At 58.6% G+C, this 15,511-nt stretch carries 14 protein-coding genes; 6 read left to right on the forward strand and 8 right to left on the reverse strand.

The window, feature by feature from the left end:
* Positions 1 to 2 precede the first annotated feature (2 nt).
* From panB to METAL_RS21265, 4 genes are all read right to left on the reverse strand, one after another.
* Positions 3 to 794 carry a 3-methyl-2-oxobutanoate hydroxymethyltransferase gene (gene panB / locus METAL_RS18065; protein ID WP_005374670.1) on the reverse strand — a complete coding sequence of 264 codons (792 nt, stop codon included), beginning with the start codon at positions 792 to 794 and terminating at the stop codon, positions 3 to 5.
* Position 795: 1 nt separating this feature from the next.
* Entirely contained in the window at positions 796 to 1,299 is a 504-nt protein-coding gene (gene folK / locus METAL_RS18070) for a 2-amino-4-hydroxy-6-hydroxymethyldihydropteridine diphosphokinase (protein WP_005374671.1), read from the reverse strand.
* Between the two features lie 60 nt (positions 1,300 to 1,359).
* Complete coding sequence (gene pcnB, locus METAL_RS18075; RefSeq protein WP_005374672.1) at positions 1,360 to 2,736, reverse strand: polynucleotide adenylyltransferase PcnB; 1,377 nt, start codon at positions 2,734 to 2,736, stop codon at positions 1,360 to 1,362.
* Positions 2,737 to 2,927: 191 nt separating this feature from the next.
* Positions 2,928 to 3,203 (reverse strand): hypothetical protein, encoded by a 276-nt coding sequence (locus METAL_RS21265; protein ID WP_213069550.1) that lies wholly within the window; start codon positions 3,201 to 3,203, stop codon positions 2,928 to 2,930.
* On the opposite strand from METAL_RS21265, the gene METAL_RS18080 reads away from it, so the two are divergent.
* From METAL_RS18080 to METAL_RS18100, 5 genes are all read left to right on the forward strand, one after another.
* Positions 3,193 to 3,591 carry an RDD family protein gene (locus METAL_RS18080; protein ID WP_245549413.1) on the forward strand — a complete coding sequence of 133 codons (399 nt, stop codon included), beginning with the start codon at positions 3,193 to 3,195 and terminating at the stop codon, positions 3,589 to 3,591. The genes METAL_RS21265 and METAL_RS18080 overlap by 11 nt on opposite strands.
* Positions 3,592 to 3,798: 207 nt before the next feature.
* Positions 3,799 to 7,293: an exodeoxyribonuclease V subunit gamma gene (gene recC, locus METAL_RS18085; protein WP_005374675.1), complete on the forward strand. Its 3,495-nt coding sequence runs from the start codon at positions 3,799 to 3,801 to the stop codon at positions 7,291 to 7,293.
* Positions 7,290 to 10,985, forward strand: coding sequence for an exodeoxyribonuclease V subunit beta (gene recB / locus METAL_RS18090; RefSeq protein ID WP_005374676.1), 3,696 nt, complete (start codon positions 7,290 to 7,292; stop codon positions 10,983 to 10,985). Before recC ends, recB begins: the two co-directional genes overlap by 4 nt.
* Complete coding sequence (gene recD, locus METAL_RS18095; protein ID WP_005374677.1) at positions 10,982 to 12,982, forward strand: exodeoxyribonuclease V subunit alpha; 2,001 nt, start codon at positions 10,982 to 10,984, stop codon at positions 12,980 to 12,982. Before recB ends, recD begins: the two co-directional genes overlap by 4 nt.
* A 103-nt stretch (positions 12,983 to 13,085) precedes the next feature.
* Positions 13,086 to 13,616, forward strand: coding sequence for an REP-associated tyrosine transposase (locus METAL_RS18100; RefSeq protein WP_005374679.1), 531 nt, complete (start codon positions 13,086 to 13,088; stop codon positions 13,614 to 13,616).
* 90 nt (positions 13,617 to 13,706) lie between these two features.
* Here the strand turns inward: METAL_RS18100 and METAL_RS18105 are convergent, their stop codons facing one another.
* Genes METAL_RS18105 through METAL_RS18120 form a run of 4 tightly spaced genes read right to left on the reverse strand, consistent with a single transcriptional unit; the run spans position 13,707 to position 14,719 of the window.
* Positions 13,707 to 13,949: a DUF2442 domain-containing protein gene (locus METAL_RS18105; RefSeq protein WP_005374683.1), complete on the reverse strand. Its 243-nt coding sequence runs from the start codon at positions 13,947 to 13,949 to the stop codon at positions 13,707 to 13,709.
* A gap of 3 nt (positions 13,950 to 13,952) precedes the next feature.
* Complete coding sequence (locus METAL_RS18110) at positions 13,953 to 14,207, reverse strand: DUF4160 domain-containing protein (protein WP_005374685.1); 255 nt, start codon at positions 14,205 to 14,207, stop codon at positions 13,953 to 13,955.
* 20 nt (positions 14,208 to 14,227) lie between these two features.
* On the reverse strand, positions 14,228 to 14,437 hold the full coding sequence (locus tag METAL_RS18115; protein WP_005374686.1) for a hypothetical protein: 210 nt from the start codon (positions 14,435 to 14,437) through the stop codon (positions 14,228 to 14,230).
* Positions 14,438 to 14,473: 36 nt separating this feature from the next.
* The gene (locus METAL_RS18120) at positions 14,474 to 14,719 is read right to left on the reverse strand and encodes a BrnT family toxin (protein ID WP_005374687.1); all 246 of its coding nucleotides are present in this window, start codon (positions 14,717 to 14,719) and stop codon (positions 14,474 to 14,476) included.
* Positions 14,720 to 15,174: 455 nt separating this feature from the next.
* Here METAL_RS18120 and METAL_RS18125 point away from each other — a divergent pair, with 455 nt between their 5' ends.
* On the forward strand, positions 15,175 to 15,447 hold the full coding sequence (locus METAL_RS18125) for a hypothetical protein (RefSeq protein ID WP_005374688.1): 273 nt from the start codon (positions 15,175 to 15,177) through the stop codon (positions 15,445 to 15,447).
* The last annotated feature ends 64 nt before the right edge of the window (positions 15,448 to 15,511 follow it).

Consider the following 15,511-nt stretch of genomic DNA (forward strand, 5'->3'; position numbering starts at 1 on the left):
GATTAAAAGCTGTGGTCCGGGGTAGGAAAACGCAATTCTTTGACGGCAGACCGGTAATTGCCGAACGCCTCGGCGATCGCAACCGGCGGCTGCATGAAATTCATCGAAAAACGCGGTCGCTTGCCGATGCCGATGTCCAGCATGTCGTAAAGCACCAGCACCTGACCGTCGCAATCGATGCCTGCGCCGATTCCGATCACCGGAATGGACAGACGCGCGCTGATGGCGGCAGCCAGCTTCGCAGGCACGCATTCCAGCACCAGCAAAGCCGCGCCGGCCGCTTCCAACTGCAACGCGTCGGCCAGGATTTTGTCCGCTTCGGCCGGGTCGACGCCCTGCACCTTGTAGCCGCCGAGACGGTTGATCGACTGCGGCAGCAGCCCCAGGTGGCCGCAGACCGGGATGCCTTGATCGACCAGAAAGCGGACCGCTTCGAAACGCGCGCCTTCCAGCTTGACCATCTGCGCGCCCGCCTGCATCAGTTTGGCCGCATTCATGGCTGCGCCGAGGGGATCGGGATAAGTCAAAAACGGCATGTCCGCAATCACCAACGCTCGCCGGCGCGCGGCCGCTACCCAGCGGGTATGGTAGATCATATCGTCCAGCGAGACCTGAAGCGTCGAGGCCTGCCCCTGAATCACCATGCCCAGCGAGTCGCCGACCAATATCGCATCGATGCCGGCCTGATCGATCAAAGCGCTGAAGCTGGCGTCGTAAGCGGTCAGGCAGGCGATTTTCTCGCCTTGCCGCTTCATCGCCGCCAGGTCGTGAATGGATAAGGGCTTCCGGTTCATTTCATTCAATCCTTTCCAGCCCGTCGCGCGGGCAGTTTACGATAAGATCGGCAATCCGCCCCAGTCCGGGGATCACCAGTGCCGGCGCGATTTCGAACAGCGGATACAGCACAAAAGCGCGCTGGCCCAAGCCGGGGTGAGGCACGGTCAACTCGCCCGTTTCGATCCGGTGTGCGCCATAAATCAGCAAATCCAGATCGAGCGTGCGCGCGGTCCAGCGTTCCCCGGCCCGGACCCGTCCGTGCGCCTGCTCGATGCACTGCAATTGGCGAAGCAGTGCCGGCGCAGTCAAATCGGTCGACACCGCCATCACCGCGTTCACATAATCGGGCTGATCCTGCGGCCCCATCGGCGGACTGCGGTACAGGCTGGAAAATGCCAGCTCCCGCACGCCCGGAACCGCGGCGCAATCGGCGCGCGCCGAGCGCACCTGTTTCACAGGATCGGCCAGATTGCTGCCCAGCCCTAGGTAAGCAGTGACAGTACCGTTATTGGGTTTGTTCATAGAGATAACCTTTTTGCATCCCCAGACCTGCCCGGCTTTAAAAACCTGGCAGGTCTTCTTCTAGCTCGGTGGATTTTCGATCGGCCCCGTATTTTTCTTTTTACCGGTCCGGCGACGGGCCCGAGTGTTTTTCAGATTTCTGGACGGCTGCGTCATCTTTTTTTGCGCGGCTTCATCGGCCTCTTGAAACTTACTCCACCAGTCGGCCAATTCGGGACCGGCATCGCCGGTTTCCGCACGAAGCAGCAAAAAATCGTAGGCGGCGCGAAAACGCGGATGGGTCAGCAGGCGAGCCGGCCGGGGGCCTATCCGCTGCTCGAATTTCGGCTGCAGGCTCCAGACCTCGCGCATCGCCAGGCTGATATGCCGCGGGAACGCGGTACGCCTGACCTGGCGGGTCAGAATCTCGCCGGCTGCGCTCTGGAAAGCGTTGTAATCGTCCAGGCCCCGCTCCTGATTGATCCGGGTCAACATCCGGAGCGGCTCCCACAAAAACGCCGCCAGCAGGAAATAGGGCGTTACCGTTTTGCTTTCGGCGATCCGGTTATCCGAATTTTGCAGTGCTTTGATCAATAGAAGTTTCGGAAAACCATTTTCCTCGACCGCAAGGCTTTTTTCGGTGTCCGGGAACAAGACCTGAAAAAGGCCGTAATGCCGCAGCATTTCGAAAGTCTGCAGCGCAAAGCCCGACAGGAACAGCTTCAATACTTCATCGTAAAGGCGGGCGGAAGGAATGCTGTAAAGCAGGTCGGCGGAGCCGTAAATGGCCTTCCGGCAATCGGGGTCGATGTTGAAGCCCAGCTTGACCGCAAAGCGGACCGCGCGCAGCATCCGCACCGGATCTTCGCGGAACCGGATTTCAGGATCGCCGATCAGTCTGAGCATACCGGACTTGTGGTCATCCATCCCTCCGGTATAGTCAACCACCGAAAAATCCTTGATATTGTAGTACAGCGCATTGACCGTAAAATCGCGCCGCCAGACGTCCTGCTCGATCGTGCCGTACACGTTATCGCGCAGCAGGCGTCCTTCGTCGTTGGTGACCTGATTGTCGTCCTGCTCGTTGCCGAAGCCGCGAAACGTGGCAACCTCGATCACCTCATTCCCGAAATGCACATGCGCCAGACGAAAACGCCGCCCGATCAGCCGGCAATTGCGGAATACCCCCTTAATCTGTTCCGGATGCGCATTGGTCACGACATCGAAGTCCTTCGGCTCGCGCCCAAGCAGCAAATCGCGTACGCAACCGCCGACCAGATAGGCGTCGTATCCGGATTTTTGCAGGCGATACAAAACCTTCAACGCATGCTCACTGATCTGAGCCCGCGAAATCGTATGTTCCGAACGTGGGTAAATTCGAACTTTCGGCGTTTCGTCCGCGGTTTTGCCACCGGCCGATTTAACTATTTTTTTGAAGAAGTTTAAAATAATCGACATTCCCTAGTTTATCTCTTATCTGCCTAAATCATACCACTTCGCACCCGATAACCCAACTGGCACTATCCTTTTACAATCCATTCGGATATAGTAGAATGATTTGCGTTAGCGAGCAAACCCGATCCTGATCGGCATAGCGTTGAGTTAAGCCTCGGAAATCAGGATAATGTCCATTTAATCACCGAACACATTCATCCTGAGCTTGACAAGATTGCTATGAAAAAAATAATTGACGGATTCATCGACAACCCGCTGGCAAGCAGCATCTTTTTAGCGGACTTCTTCCTTTTGATCTTTATTCGTCCGCCCTTTTTCTTTTCATTGATCATGCTCGGCACTCTTGCCGCCAGCAGCATGTATCTCGGCCAAAAAACGGCGCCTTTCAAATAATTGCGACGGCCGTCCAAAACTTCCGATGCCCCGGGTGCAAATTCGGCGCCCGGCCTCTTCCGCCGTTTGGCGGCCATCGTTTACGATTCGCTTTTACTTGCGGCCGTGCTGTTTGCAGCCACCGCCGCGGTACTGCCCTTCAATTCCGGCCATGCCTTCCGGCCGGATCAATATTTCTACCCCGCCTATTTGATCGGCGTCAGTTTCCTGTTTTTCGGCTGGTTCTGGACCCACGGCGGCCAAACCCTGGGCATGCGCGCCTGGAAAATCAAAGTCCTGACGAAGGACGGAAAATCTCTCAACTGGCGCCAGGCCGGCCTGCGCTTTTTCTCCGCCCTCTTTTCCTGGCTGATTTTCGGGATCGGTTTCTGGTGGATTCTTTTCGATAAGCGGAAGCGGAGCTGGCACGACCATTTATCCGACACTGCAGTCTATCTCGATCCGAATTCGGCCGGCTCCCGATAAAGCCCGCCTTTTCCGCCCGCGTCCGGCCACACCGTTAATTCGACGGTAATACGACGAGCTATCCGGGCTGAGGTTGATGCTCCGCTTGTGATTTTTGGGGCTGTTTCATGCGATCATATAGCGAGAGCCGGCCTGCAAGCTCCATCTTGGCGGGCCAGCCGCCCAAAACCCGATCACCCTGTTCGGATATAAAAAAATCCCAACCCCATGCCCGAATCAAGCTCTAGTACTTCGCTGGACAGCGGCATTGCCGTCATCCATTCCAATCAGCTGGAACAGCTCCGCGACGTCGTGGCCTATTGGCTGCGCCACCATCCCTTGAATCCTCTGGAATACGAGGTCTTCCTGGTCCAGAGCAACGGCATGGGGCAATGGCTGAAACAAAGCCTGGCGCAGAACTCCGCTTTGGGCATTGCCGCGGCGATCCGGATGCAGCTGCCTTCCTTGTTCATCTGGAGCGTTTACCGGGCGGTATTGGGCGAGCGCATCCCGCTGGAGCAGCCGCTGGCGAAAGCGCCGCTAACCTGGCGGCTTTATCGTCTTTTGCCCACGCTCGTCTCCAAGCCCGGCTTCGAAACGCTGAAAGCCTTCCTGGCCAAAGGCAGCGACAGCCGGAAACGTTACCAGCTTGCCGAACAGCTCGCCGACCTGTTCGATCAGTACCAGGTGTACCGTTCCGACTGGCTGACCGACTGGGCCCAGGGCGAAAATGTGTTGCGCGACGCGCACGGCGAAAGCCAGCCGATGCCGGAAGCGGAGTGTTGGCAAACCGGCTTGTGGCAAGCGGTACTCGCCGACTTGGGCGGCGAAGCGAGCCCGTTCGCCAGCCGTTCCGCCGTGCACACGCAATTCATGAGCCGGATCGGCACACTGACGGACCGGCCGCCCGGCATCCCGCGCCGAATCATCCTGTTCGGCCTGTCTTCCCTGCCTCAGCAGTCGCTCGAAGTCCTGGAAAAGCTGGGCAGATTCTGCCAGATCGTGCTGTTCGTGCACAATCCCTGCCGGCACTACTGGGCCGACATCATCGAAGACAAGGATCTGCTCAAGGCCGAACGCCGCCGCCAGGCCTATAAAAAACCCGAACAAACCTCTTTACTGGATACTGGCGATCTTCACCTCGACGCGCCGCCCCTGCTGGCGGCCTGGGGCAAGCAGGGGCGCGACTACATCCGCCTGCTGGACCATTTCGACGAGAAGCAACGCTACCGGGACTGGCACTGGCCGGACAACAAAATCGATCTTTTCGCCGATTACGGAGAGTCCCCGGACCGGCGCACCCTGTTGCAGCATCTCCAGCAATCGATCCTCGATCTGGAACCGTTGCCCAAAGCGCCGGCCTTGCTGAAGCGCGCCGACGACTCGATGGTTTTTCATGTGGCGCACAGCCGGCAGCGCGAAGTCGAAATTCTGCACGACCGGTTGCTGGCGCGTTTCGAAGCCGCAGAAAAAAACGGGAAGCCGCTGTCCCCGCGCGACATCATCGTGATGGTGCCGGACATCAACGCTTACGCGCCGCACATCCGCGCCGTCTTCGGCCTGCATCCGCCCGGCGACCCGCGGCATATCCCCTATAGCCTGGCCGACCGCGAGCAGCGCGGCAACGATCCTTTGCTGACGGCGGTCGAAGCCCTGCTCGACTTGCCCGATTCGCGCTTCACGGTCAGCGAATACCTCGACCTGCTCGAAGTCGGCGCGCTCAGGGCGCGCTTCGAAATCGAGGAAAACGCGATCCCCAGACTGCACCAATGGATCGAGGAAGCCGGCATCCGCTGGGGACTGAACGCCGAACAGCGCGCCCGGGTCATCGGCATGCCGGAACTGGAAGCCAATACCTGGCGGTTCGGCCTGCGCCGGATGCTGCTGGGCTATGCGGTCGGCGCCGGCGAAGCGTTCGACGGCATCGAGCCCTACGAGGAAATCGGCGGCCTCGACGCGCAGTGGCTCGGCGGCCTGGCCTTCCTGCTCGAAACGCTGGAAAACCATGCCCGAAGGCTCGCTCAGCCGCAAAGTTTTACCGACTGGCGGCAGACGCTGCAAAGCCTGCTCGATGCTTTCTTCACCGCCGGCAGCGAAGCGGAACGCAAGACCTTGGATACTTTGGCCGAGACCCTGGAAAAGTGGTGCCGCTACTGCGCACAGGCCGGGCTCGGCCCGGATGACAAGCTGCCGATCCAGGTGGTGCGCGAAGCCTGGCTGGCCGGCGTCGACGAACCGGCGCTGCACCAGCGCTTTTTGAGCAGCAAGGTCAATTTCTGCACCCTGATGCCGATGCGGGCGATTCCGTTCCGCCAAATTTGCCTGCTGGGCATGAACGACGGCGATTATCCGCGCAGCCGGCAGGTGAACGGTTTCGACCTGATGAGCCAGCGCGGCCAGTACCGCCCCGGCGACCGCTCGCGCCGGCAGGACGACCAGTACCTGTTCCTGGAAGCCCTGCTGTCCGCGCGGGAACAGCTTTATATCAGTTGGATCGGCCGCAGCATCCGCGACGACAGTAAGCGGCCGCCGTCGGTGTTGGTCGGCCAACTGCGCGACGTGCTGGCGCAGGGCTGGGCACTCAAGGACGGCCGCCCGTTGCTGGAAGCGATCACCGTCTGCCATCCGTTGCAGCCGTTCAGCCTCAAATATGTGACGAAACCTCAAGGACCGAGGCCGGAACTGTTCACTTATGCGAAGGAATGGTTTTCGGAAACGCTCCCGGCCGAAGCGGACGCATCGGCGCCTGTCCCGGCGGAAGAAAAACTCCTGACCGTTCCGCTGGAGTTCCTGGAGCGTTTTTTAAAAGCGCCGGTCAAGGCTTTCTGCAAATATGCGCTGAAATTCGGCTTCGACGATGAAACGGTCACCAGCAAGGACCACGAGCCTTTTCATTTCGACAGCCTGCAGACTTATCTGTATGGCAATGATTTGCTTGGCGCATTGAAAGACACGAATCCCGACGATGTCGAGGCGTTTCTCGACCATCAACGCGCCATCATGGCACAAAAAGGCCAACTGCCGCTCGGCGGTTTCGCGAAAGCTTTCTATACCACCCTGACCGAACCGGTAAAAACGGCCTGGAAGAATTATCAGGCGCTGCGGTTGGATTGGCCCACCGCACGGGAAGCGCATGTCACGGCACTGAAGTTCCGGCTAAGTGACGGGGCGCCGATGGAATTGACCGGCGAACTCGGCCATTTGCGCCAACACCGCGATCATGAAAAGCTCGCCCTGGTGTATCTGACCGTGCAGCCGTTGATGCCGAAAGAAGGAATCAAATACCCCAAACTGGTGGAATATTGGGTACGGCATCTGACTGCCTGCGCGGACGGCCTGGATACTTGGACTTTGGTCGCCGCGGCGGACGGCGTGATCGAAATGCCGCCGATGGATAAGGAAAAGGCTTTCGGCCATCTGCAAATCCTGCTCGAAGCGGTGTGCCAGGGACTGCGCCATCCGTTGCCGGTCGCCTGCAAGACCGCGTTCGCCTGGCTCGGCGCCCAGCCGGACAATAAAATCAAAGCCGCCCGAGCCTGCTACGACGGCAGCGACTGGAAAGACGGCGAAGTCACTTACGACCCCTATCTGGCACGGTTTTTCCCGACCTTCGAGGAACTGCAGCGAACCGGCTCCGGCTTCGAATCCTGGGCCGAAACGCTGTACGGTCCTTTTTATGACCATATCCAGAATTCTTCATCCGCAGCGGAAGCGCAATCATGACCGCGGCCATCCCGTTAAACCCCTTCGATTTCCCTTTGTCCGGCGTCCGCCTGATCGAAGCCAGTGCCGGAACCGGCAAAACCTATACGATCGCGGCCCTGTATGTGCGGCTGATCCTCGGCCATTCCCCCGACAATTCGACGCCGGCGCGCCCGTTATTGCCGCCGGACATCCTGGTGGTCACCTTTACCGAGGCGGCGACCCAGGAACTCCGGGAACGCATCCGCGACCGCCTGAGCCAGGCGGCGCGCTATTTTCGCAAGCAAGCCGTCGAAGCGGACGAATTCCTGAAAGCCGTGCGCGCGGATTTTCCCGAAACCGCCTGGCCGGCCCGCGCCCGCGACCTCGAACTGGCCGCCAACTGGATGGACGAAGCGGCAATTTATACCATCCACGGCTGGTGCAACAAAATGCTGCAACAGCATGCATTCCACAGCGGCAGCCTGTTCCGCCAGGAAGTGAATACCGGCGATACGGAACTGCTGCATGAGGTCGTCAAGGATTATTGGCGAACTTTTTTTTATCCCTTGACGGATACCGCCTCCCGGGCGGTTACCCGGTTCATCAAATCGCCCGTGGATCTCGCGGGCCTGCTCACTCCCTTATTACCGGAAACGGAAGCGCTGGGCCTCGATTTCAATGAAGACATTGACTCGGTTTTCCAGTCATGGGAAGCCTGGGAAACCCAACGCCAGGCATTAGAGATATCGGCCCGCACCTGCTGGAGCAACGGGCGGGACAGCACCGAAAAATTATTGAACGACGCCTCGGAAAACGGCTGGCTGAACGGAAACAAATACCGTAAAACCAGTTTCGGCGATAAACTGAAAGCGATGGCCGAGTGGGCGAACGGCCGCAGTTACCTGGCAATCGACGACCTGGAAAGATTCGGCCGCAGCAGGTTGTCTTCCGCCCTGGTCAAGAGTCATATCGACAAAGCCGAACTGATGCGGCACCCCGCATTAGAAGCTATGGATGACTTGGTCAGCCACTGCGGCAAAGAAATCGACATCGACGGCAAGATTTGCCTGCATGCATTGCAGTGGATACGGAACCGCTACGCCAGCGAAAAACAGCGCATGGCCCGGATGACCTTCGACGACATGCTGACCCGTCTCGATAGCGCATTGCACGGACACAGCGGAGAGCGGCTGAAGGAAACGATCCGCCGGCAATATCCGGTGGCGCTGATCGACGAGTTCCAGGACACCGATCCGATCCAGTACCGGATTTTCTCGTCCATCTACCCGGCGAACATCGAGGATGGCTCGGGTTGCTTCATGATCGGCGACCCGAAGCAGGCGATCTATTCGTTTCGCGGCGCCGATATTTATACCTACCTGAAAGCCCATAAACACACGGCCGGACGCCGCCATACGCTGACCACCAATTACCGCTCCACGGCCGCGATGGTAGAAGCCGTCAACCGGGTCTTCCTGCATGCGGACGGCCGGCATCCGGCCGGCGTTTTCCGCTTCAAGCGCGAGCGGGAAAATCCCCTCCCCTTCCTCGAAGTCGAGGCGAAAGGCCGCAAAGAAGAATGGCAGATCGACCATCGTGCCGCGCCTGCCCTCACGTTTTGGCTTTGGAACGAGGGAAAAGCGGTCGGGATGCCCGAATACCGCGAAAAGATGGCCGAGGCGGCGGCCGGCGAGATCGTCAGGCTGCTGAACCTCGCCAACGCGGGACAGGCCGGATTCAAATCAGCGGAAAGCCTGGAGCCCTTGAAACCTTCGGACATCGCAATCCTGGTCCGCAGCGGCACCGAAGCCAGAGCGATGCGCAAGGCGCTGGCGAAGCGAAATCTGCGCAGCGTCTATCTGTCCGAAAAGGATTCGATTTTCAGAACACGAGAAGCCTCCGATCTGTTGATCTGGCTGAAAGCGCTGGCCGATCCGCGCAACGAGCGCAAGGTGCGCGCGGCGCTCGGCACTGCCGCCTTCGGCTGGACTTACCGGAAGCTGCATCGGCTGGCCCAGGACGAGCCGGAGTGGGAGCTGCATCTGGACCGCTTTCTCGCCTATCACGCGCGCTGGCGGCGAGACGGCATCCTACCGGCCTTGCGGCAGTTGATCGACGACTACGCCCTCTACACGCGGGCCAGGCTGGAAACCGAGAGCGAGGGCGAGCGCAGCCTGACCAACCTGCTGCATCTGGCCGAACTCATGCAGCAGGCCGGCAGCCAGCTCGAAGGCGAGCAGGCGCTGATCCGCTATCTGGCCGAATCGGTCGCAAACGGCAGCGGCCGGCTGGGCGACGAGGAGATCATCCGGCTCGAAAGCGACGCCGATCTGATCAAGATCGTGACCATCCACAAGTCCAAGGGGCTCGAATACCCGCTGGTTTTTCTGCCCTTCATCTGCAGCTACAAGGAAGTCACCGGCAGAGACTCGCATTACCGCTACCATGACGAACGGGACGACGACCGCCGGCTGATCATCGACTTCGGCAAGAGCGAGGAAAACAAGCGAAAACACGACGCCGAACGCCTTCAGGAAGATCTGCGCCTGCTCTATGTCGCGATGACCCGGGCGTGCCATGCCTGCTGGCTGGGCATCGCGCCGGTGAAATCGGGCACCGGCGAAAAGTGTCAGCTGGAAAAATCCGCAGTCGGCTCGCTGCTGAACTGGGAAACCGATACACCGACCGAACAGCTGGGAACGCGCCTCGCCGAACTCAAAGGCGATTGTGCGGCCATCGAAATCGCTGCATTGCCGGCGGTCAGCGATGCGCAGTACACACCTCAGGCCGAGGCCGGACAGTTCAATCCCCCACGCACGGTCAAAACGCGGATTCCGTCCGATTGGTGGATCGCCAGCTACAGCGCGCTGTCGACCGAAGACAAACCTCAGGCGGAACCATCTCCGGCCGGCGACGGCCCGAACGAACCGGAAACGGCACGGGACGACAAGCGCAACGACGAAGCGGAGCCGGACACGGGACCTGCCGCCGCGACCGGGATTCACGGCCTGCCGCGCGGCGCCGCTCCGGGCGTGCTGATCCACGACCTGCTCGAGCGCTGCGCGCGGTTCGGCTTTGCGGAAATCCGCGCCAAGCCGGATCTGGCGAACGAATGGATACAAGAGCGTTTCGCAGCCAAGGACTGGACCGGCAAACAAGCGCTGGTTGCTGCCGCCTTGTCGGACTGGCTGGCCTTGCCGTTGTTGGAAAATGCGGACCTCTGCCTGGGCAGGCTGGCTCAAGGCGCCTACCAGCCCGAACTGGAATTCCTGATCGGCGCGGATAAAGTGGATACGCAGGTGCTGGACCGCTTGGTCACCCGCCACACTTTTTCCGGCCTGCCCCGCCCGGCGCTGCTGCCCGCGCAGGTGAACGGCCTCTTGAAAGGCTTCATCGATCTGGTTTTTGTCCATAAAGGACGCTATTACGTGGCCGATTACAAATTCAATAGCCTCGGCAGCGGCGATACGGCCTATACGCCGGAAGCATTGAGCGCGGCAATGCTCGCGAAGCGCTACGACTTGCAGTCCGCCTTATATCTGCTGGCCCTGCACCGCCTGCTGAAAGCCAGAATAGGAGAAAATTACGACTATGATGCGCATATCGGCGGCAGCCTCTACCTGTTCCTGCGCGGCTGCCAAAGCCCGACCGGGGGACGCTTGTTCGTGAAGCCGCCCAAAGCGTTGATCGAAGGACTGGATGAGCTCTTTACGACCGGAGGCGCGGCATGAACCGGGAAACGTCCGTACTGGCAAAAATCGACCGCTGGGTCGAAGCGGGCTGGCTGAGCCGGCTAAACCGCGCCTTCGCGCGTTTCCTGCGGGAACTGGAACCGCATGCGGGCGATGCGGTGCTCTGGGCCGGCGCGCTGGTCAGCCATCAGATGGACCGGGGCGAGGTGTACCTGGACCTGGAAAGCCTGTCACGAAACCCCGGCCTAACATTGGCGATCCCGAGCGACGAAGACCGGACTTCCCGCTTTGAACCCGCCCAGGCGGAGCTTTCGGTGCTCAAAGCGTTCGGCCTGACGCAATGGCGATCCGAGCTCCGAAACTCCGCGCTGGTTTCGACAGGAGAAGGCAAAACGCCGCTGGTGCTGAACGGCAACCGCCTGTATCTGCGCCGCTACTGGCAATATCAACGGACACTGGACCGATGCATTCAGGAGCGCTTGGCGGCGGTCTGTTCCGGTCTGCCCGAAGCCTTGCGAAATCGAATCGACGCGCTGTTTCCCGGCAGCCCCGAGCAGCCGGACTGGCAGAAGATCGCCTGCGTGCTGGCGCTGCGCTCGCGCTTCGCGATCATTACCGGCGGCCCGGGCACCGGCAAAACCACGACATTGACCAAGCTGCTCGCGCTGCTGATCCAGCGCCTGGAAATCGAAGCGCCCGGTGCGCGCAAACCGATCATTCATTTGGCCGCGCCGACCGGCAAGGCTTCCGCCCGGGTCAGCGAATCGATCGCCAAGGCGCTGGAACGCCTCGACATCGATGCCGGCATCAAGGAGCGCATCCCCAAAAAGGCCGGCACGCTGCACCGCCTGCTGGGCAGCCGCCCCGATTCCCGCCGCTTCAAACATAACCGGCACCTTCGGCTTGCCGCAGACATCGTGATCGTCGACGAAGCCTCGATGATCGATCTGGAAATGATGGCCTCCTTGCTCGATGCGCTGCCGGACAACGCGCAGCTGATCCTGCTCGGCGACAAGGACCAGTTGGCATCCGTCGAAGCCGGCTCGGTGATGGGCGATTTATGCCAGGGCGCCGAAAACGCAGCCTATGATGATCACGCCCGCCTATGGATCGAGAAATACTCCGGCGAAAGGCTGCCTCTATCCGAAACGAAAGGCAGCGGTATCAATCAACAGACCGTGATGCTGCGCCACAGCCACCGCTTCGGCAAACACAGCGGCATCGGCCGGCTGGCGCGCGCGGTCAATGCGGGCGACGGCACCCAGGCGCAGGCAATCCTGAAGGACACGGCCGTCTATTCCGACCTGCTGCCTGCACCGGCCGGCGACTATCTGCGGCTCAGAGCCCGGCCGGAACCCGATGCGGCCGACGCGCTGCTGAAAAAACTGGTCGCGGTCAATGCCGGCACTCATGCCGACGGCAAGCCGAATCCCGGCCAGGGTTACGGCTATTACCTGGACGCGATCCTGAACCGCCCGCCCAACGACGCCGTTGCATACGACGCCTGGGCCGAACGGGTCCTGGCCGCCTTCGACGCCTTCCAGGTGCTCTGCGCACTGCGCCGCGGCCGCTGGGGCGTGGAAGAACTGAACCGGCGCATCGAAGCCTGGCTGTTTCCGAAGCAGGCGCCGGGGCTTTGGTACGAAGGCCGGCCGGTGATGATCACCCGCAACGACTACAACCTGGGCCTGATGAACGGCGATATCGGCATCGCGCTTTACGATCATACCGGAAAACTGCGGGTGGCTTTTTCAACCGACGACCCGCTGGCCGCAGCCAAAATCCGCTGGCTGTCGCCGCTACGCCTGCCCGACGCGGAAACCGCATTCGCGATCACGGTGCACAAGTCGCAAGGCTCCGAGTTCAATCACGTGGTCCTGGCCCTGCCCGAAACCCGAAGCCCGGTCCTGACCCGCGAGCTGATCTACACCGGCATCACCCGGGCCAAGGAAAACTTTACGCTCCTGGAAAGCCGCGAAGGGGTTTTCGATCAGGCCGTCAAGGCGCGGATGAAAAATCCCGTGGATTCAGGCTGAGGAAACTTCGATCAGCAGGAAAAGCTTCGTTGTAGGCTGGGTTGAAGCGCAGCGGAAACCCAGCTAACTTGAAATTTAAATCCCCAAAACCGTCCAATTGAAAATGCGAACCTATAAACGCCTTCGTATCAGCGGTGGAAAATATTTTTTTACCGTGAATCTTGCCGAGCGACGGAATAACGATCTGCTCATCCGACATATCGACTGTCTGTGGGAAGCTTTCCGACAAACGCGTAACCATCATCCATTCGAAATCGACGCGATCGTGGTTTTGCCTGACCATCTCCACTGCATTTGGCAGTTGCCGGCCGGCGACGACGATTATCCGACCCGTTGGCGACTGATCAAAGCCCGGTTTTCGATGGCTGTGCCTAAGGATGAACGTATTTCAAGGAGCCGAATACGCAAAGGCGAGCGCGGAATATGGCAGCGCCGTTATTGGGAGCACGCCATTCGCGACGATCAAGATTATCAAAATCATTTGGATTACATCCATTACAATCCCGTGAAACACGGCTATGTACAAACCGCTAAAGAATGGCCGCATTCCTCGTTTTACCGCTGGGTTAAGTTCGGCTGGTATCCGGAAAATTGGGGCGCTTCAGCGGAAATCGCCGAAAGTTTATGGGAATAAATGGCTGAGAAACTTACAGCGGTTTTATGGCTTTTGCTGGGTTTCCGCTGCGCTTCAACCCAGCCTACGTTCTGTCGTCCGGCAGCGGCATTATGCGGCCTGCCTGGATTCAGCCGCGGTCGCATACCGATACAGCGTTTTGGGTTCTATATCAACCATGCCGTCATTAAACTCCAAACATTCCCACTCCGGATTGATACGCGCCGTCGACAACGCATCCGGGGCCACATAAGCGCCGATCAATTCTTGCAAATCGGCCTGCTTAATCTCCCCGTTCTCAAAAGTCAGCATAAAACGATAACCTTCCAGATGCTCAAAGCATTTGAGTTTCATAAATTACTCCAGTGGTTGAATGGCATGGAAATTTTGAGTATCCCACATTTCGATTAATTCCTCTTGATGCAATTCCGCCCATTCCCTGACCAATTGGCGACATTTTTTAGGAATGCTCCCGTCGATGATGTTGAGGTTGACTAACTCCATCACCGCTTCATGGTCGCCGTATTTAATATGGATATGGCGCGGCGGATGTTCGCGGTCGATCAAATACATTCGGATAATAATTCCATAGAAGCGGCAAATTTCGGGCATGGCGGCGGTTCTGCCTTTCGTTAAGCGGAAGACGCTACACGCCTTGCGATTTCTATATCCTTGCGCAGCAGGTCGTTAACCAATGCTTGCAGGCTTTCCGGGGCCGTTTGGCATTTTTCAGCGAGATAGCGCGCAACATCGTCGTCCAAATAAATGGGAATTTGAATTGCTTCGGAGGGAATATAAAACTTGCCTTGCTCGGCGTTGGAAAAATCGTATTCATCTTTCATTTCATTGCCCTCTTCAAATAGGTCGTTTTTTCACTGTTAGTCGCCTTGCGTGCGGAAATGATGCGTATGGCGTCGTCGTGGCGAATAGTATTGGACAACCAGCAGGATTTGTTCACTCAAACTTTTGCCCAATAACAACCAGCGCTCTTCATTTTCCGAATGTTCATCATCCGGGATGCTCAGCGCGAAGGGATCGGAAAACACATACGAGGCCTGGCGGAAGTCAATGCCGTGCTTGCGGATGTTCGCCTGGTTCTTGGTTTCGTCCCATTCGAATCTCATGATAAGTATGCCCGCATGATCGCCTGTTTTTTGGACGGGGCGGCGAGACGTTGCTGTTCGGGCAACAGCGGCACCGGCACTTTAATATGGCGCATTTTGGTGGCATTGCGATTGCAGATGGATATAAAAAGCCCGGATTGTCCAGGTTTCCGTAACATTGGAAACTTTAGGTTTCTCGGCTATTGGCCACTGGATTATAACGCATTCCCTCTGATGCCGCGCCAGATGCCCACAGGGACAAGTGCGCCACGCTTATGGCCTTGGGAACTTCACAACGCTTTGACAAAAGCCATGGTCCTTCCCAGAAAAAAACATCAATAGTTCAAGACCTTAACCTCGATAACGACATAACGTCTCCGAAAGTGATTGAATTCAAGAAAACGAATGATCCAGAATACCTGCCAGCTCAGTGCGCTTTACGGCACGGCGAAAAACAATCCGCATACGGGAGGCTTATGAAAAGCATTATTCGAGGAATCAGGCGCCATCATCTGCAACGGCTGAAGAAAGCCCGCGCCTTCGACCAGGCGATCGGCGAAAGCCGGCAGGGCGATTCTACCGCGCTGGGCCGGCACGTGAATACGCCCGCCAAATGCAGTTGCTGGATGTGCGGCAATCCCAGGCGTTATTTCGAAGAGAAAAGCCGGCAGGAACGTATCCGGGATGAAAAGTTTGACGCCGACTCTGCAATGATGGGCGAGTTGAACTTTGATGAGAAAACTCTGTAGGGTGCGATGAAGCACGAACCGCACCGATCGCGAACGATGCGGTTCCCTTCGTTCACCGCATCCT

It is taken from the genome of Methylomicrobium album BG8 (assembly GCF_000214275.2).
In the GTDB taxonomy this organism is placed as follows: domain Bacteria; phylum Pseudomonadota; class Gammaproteobacteria; order Methylococcales; family Methylomonadaceae; genus Methylomicrobium; species Methylomicrobium agile.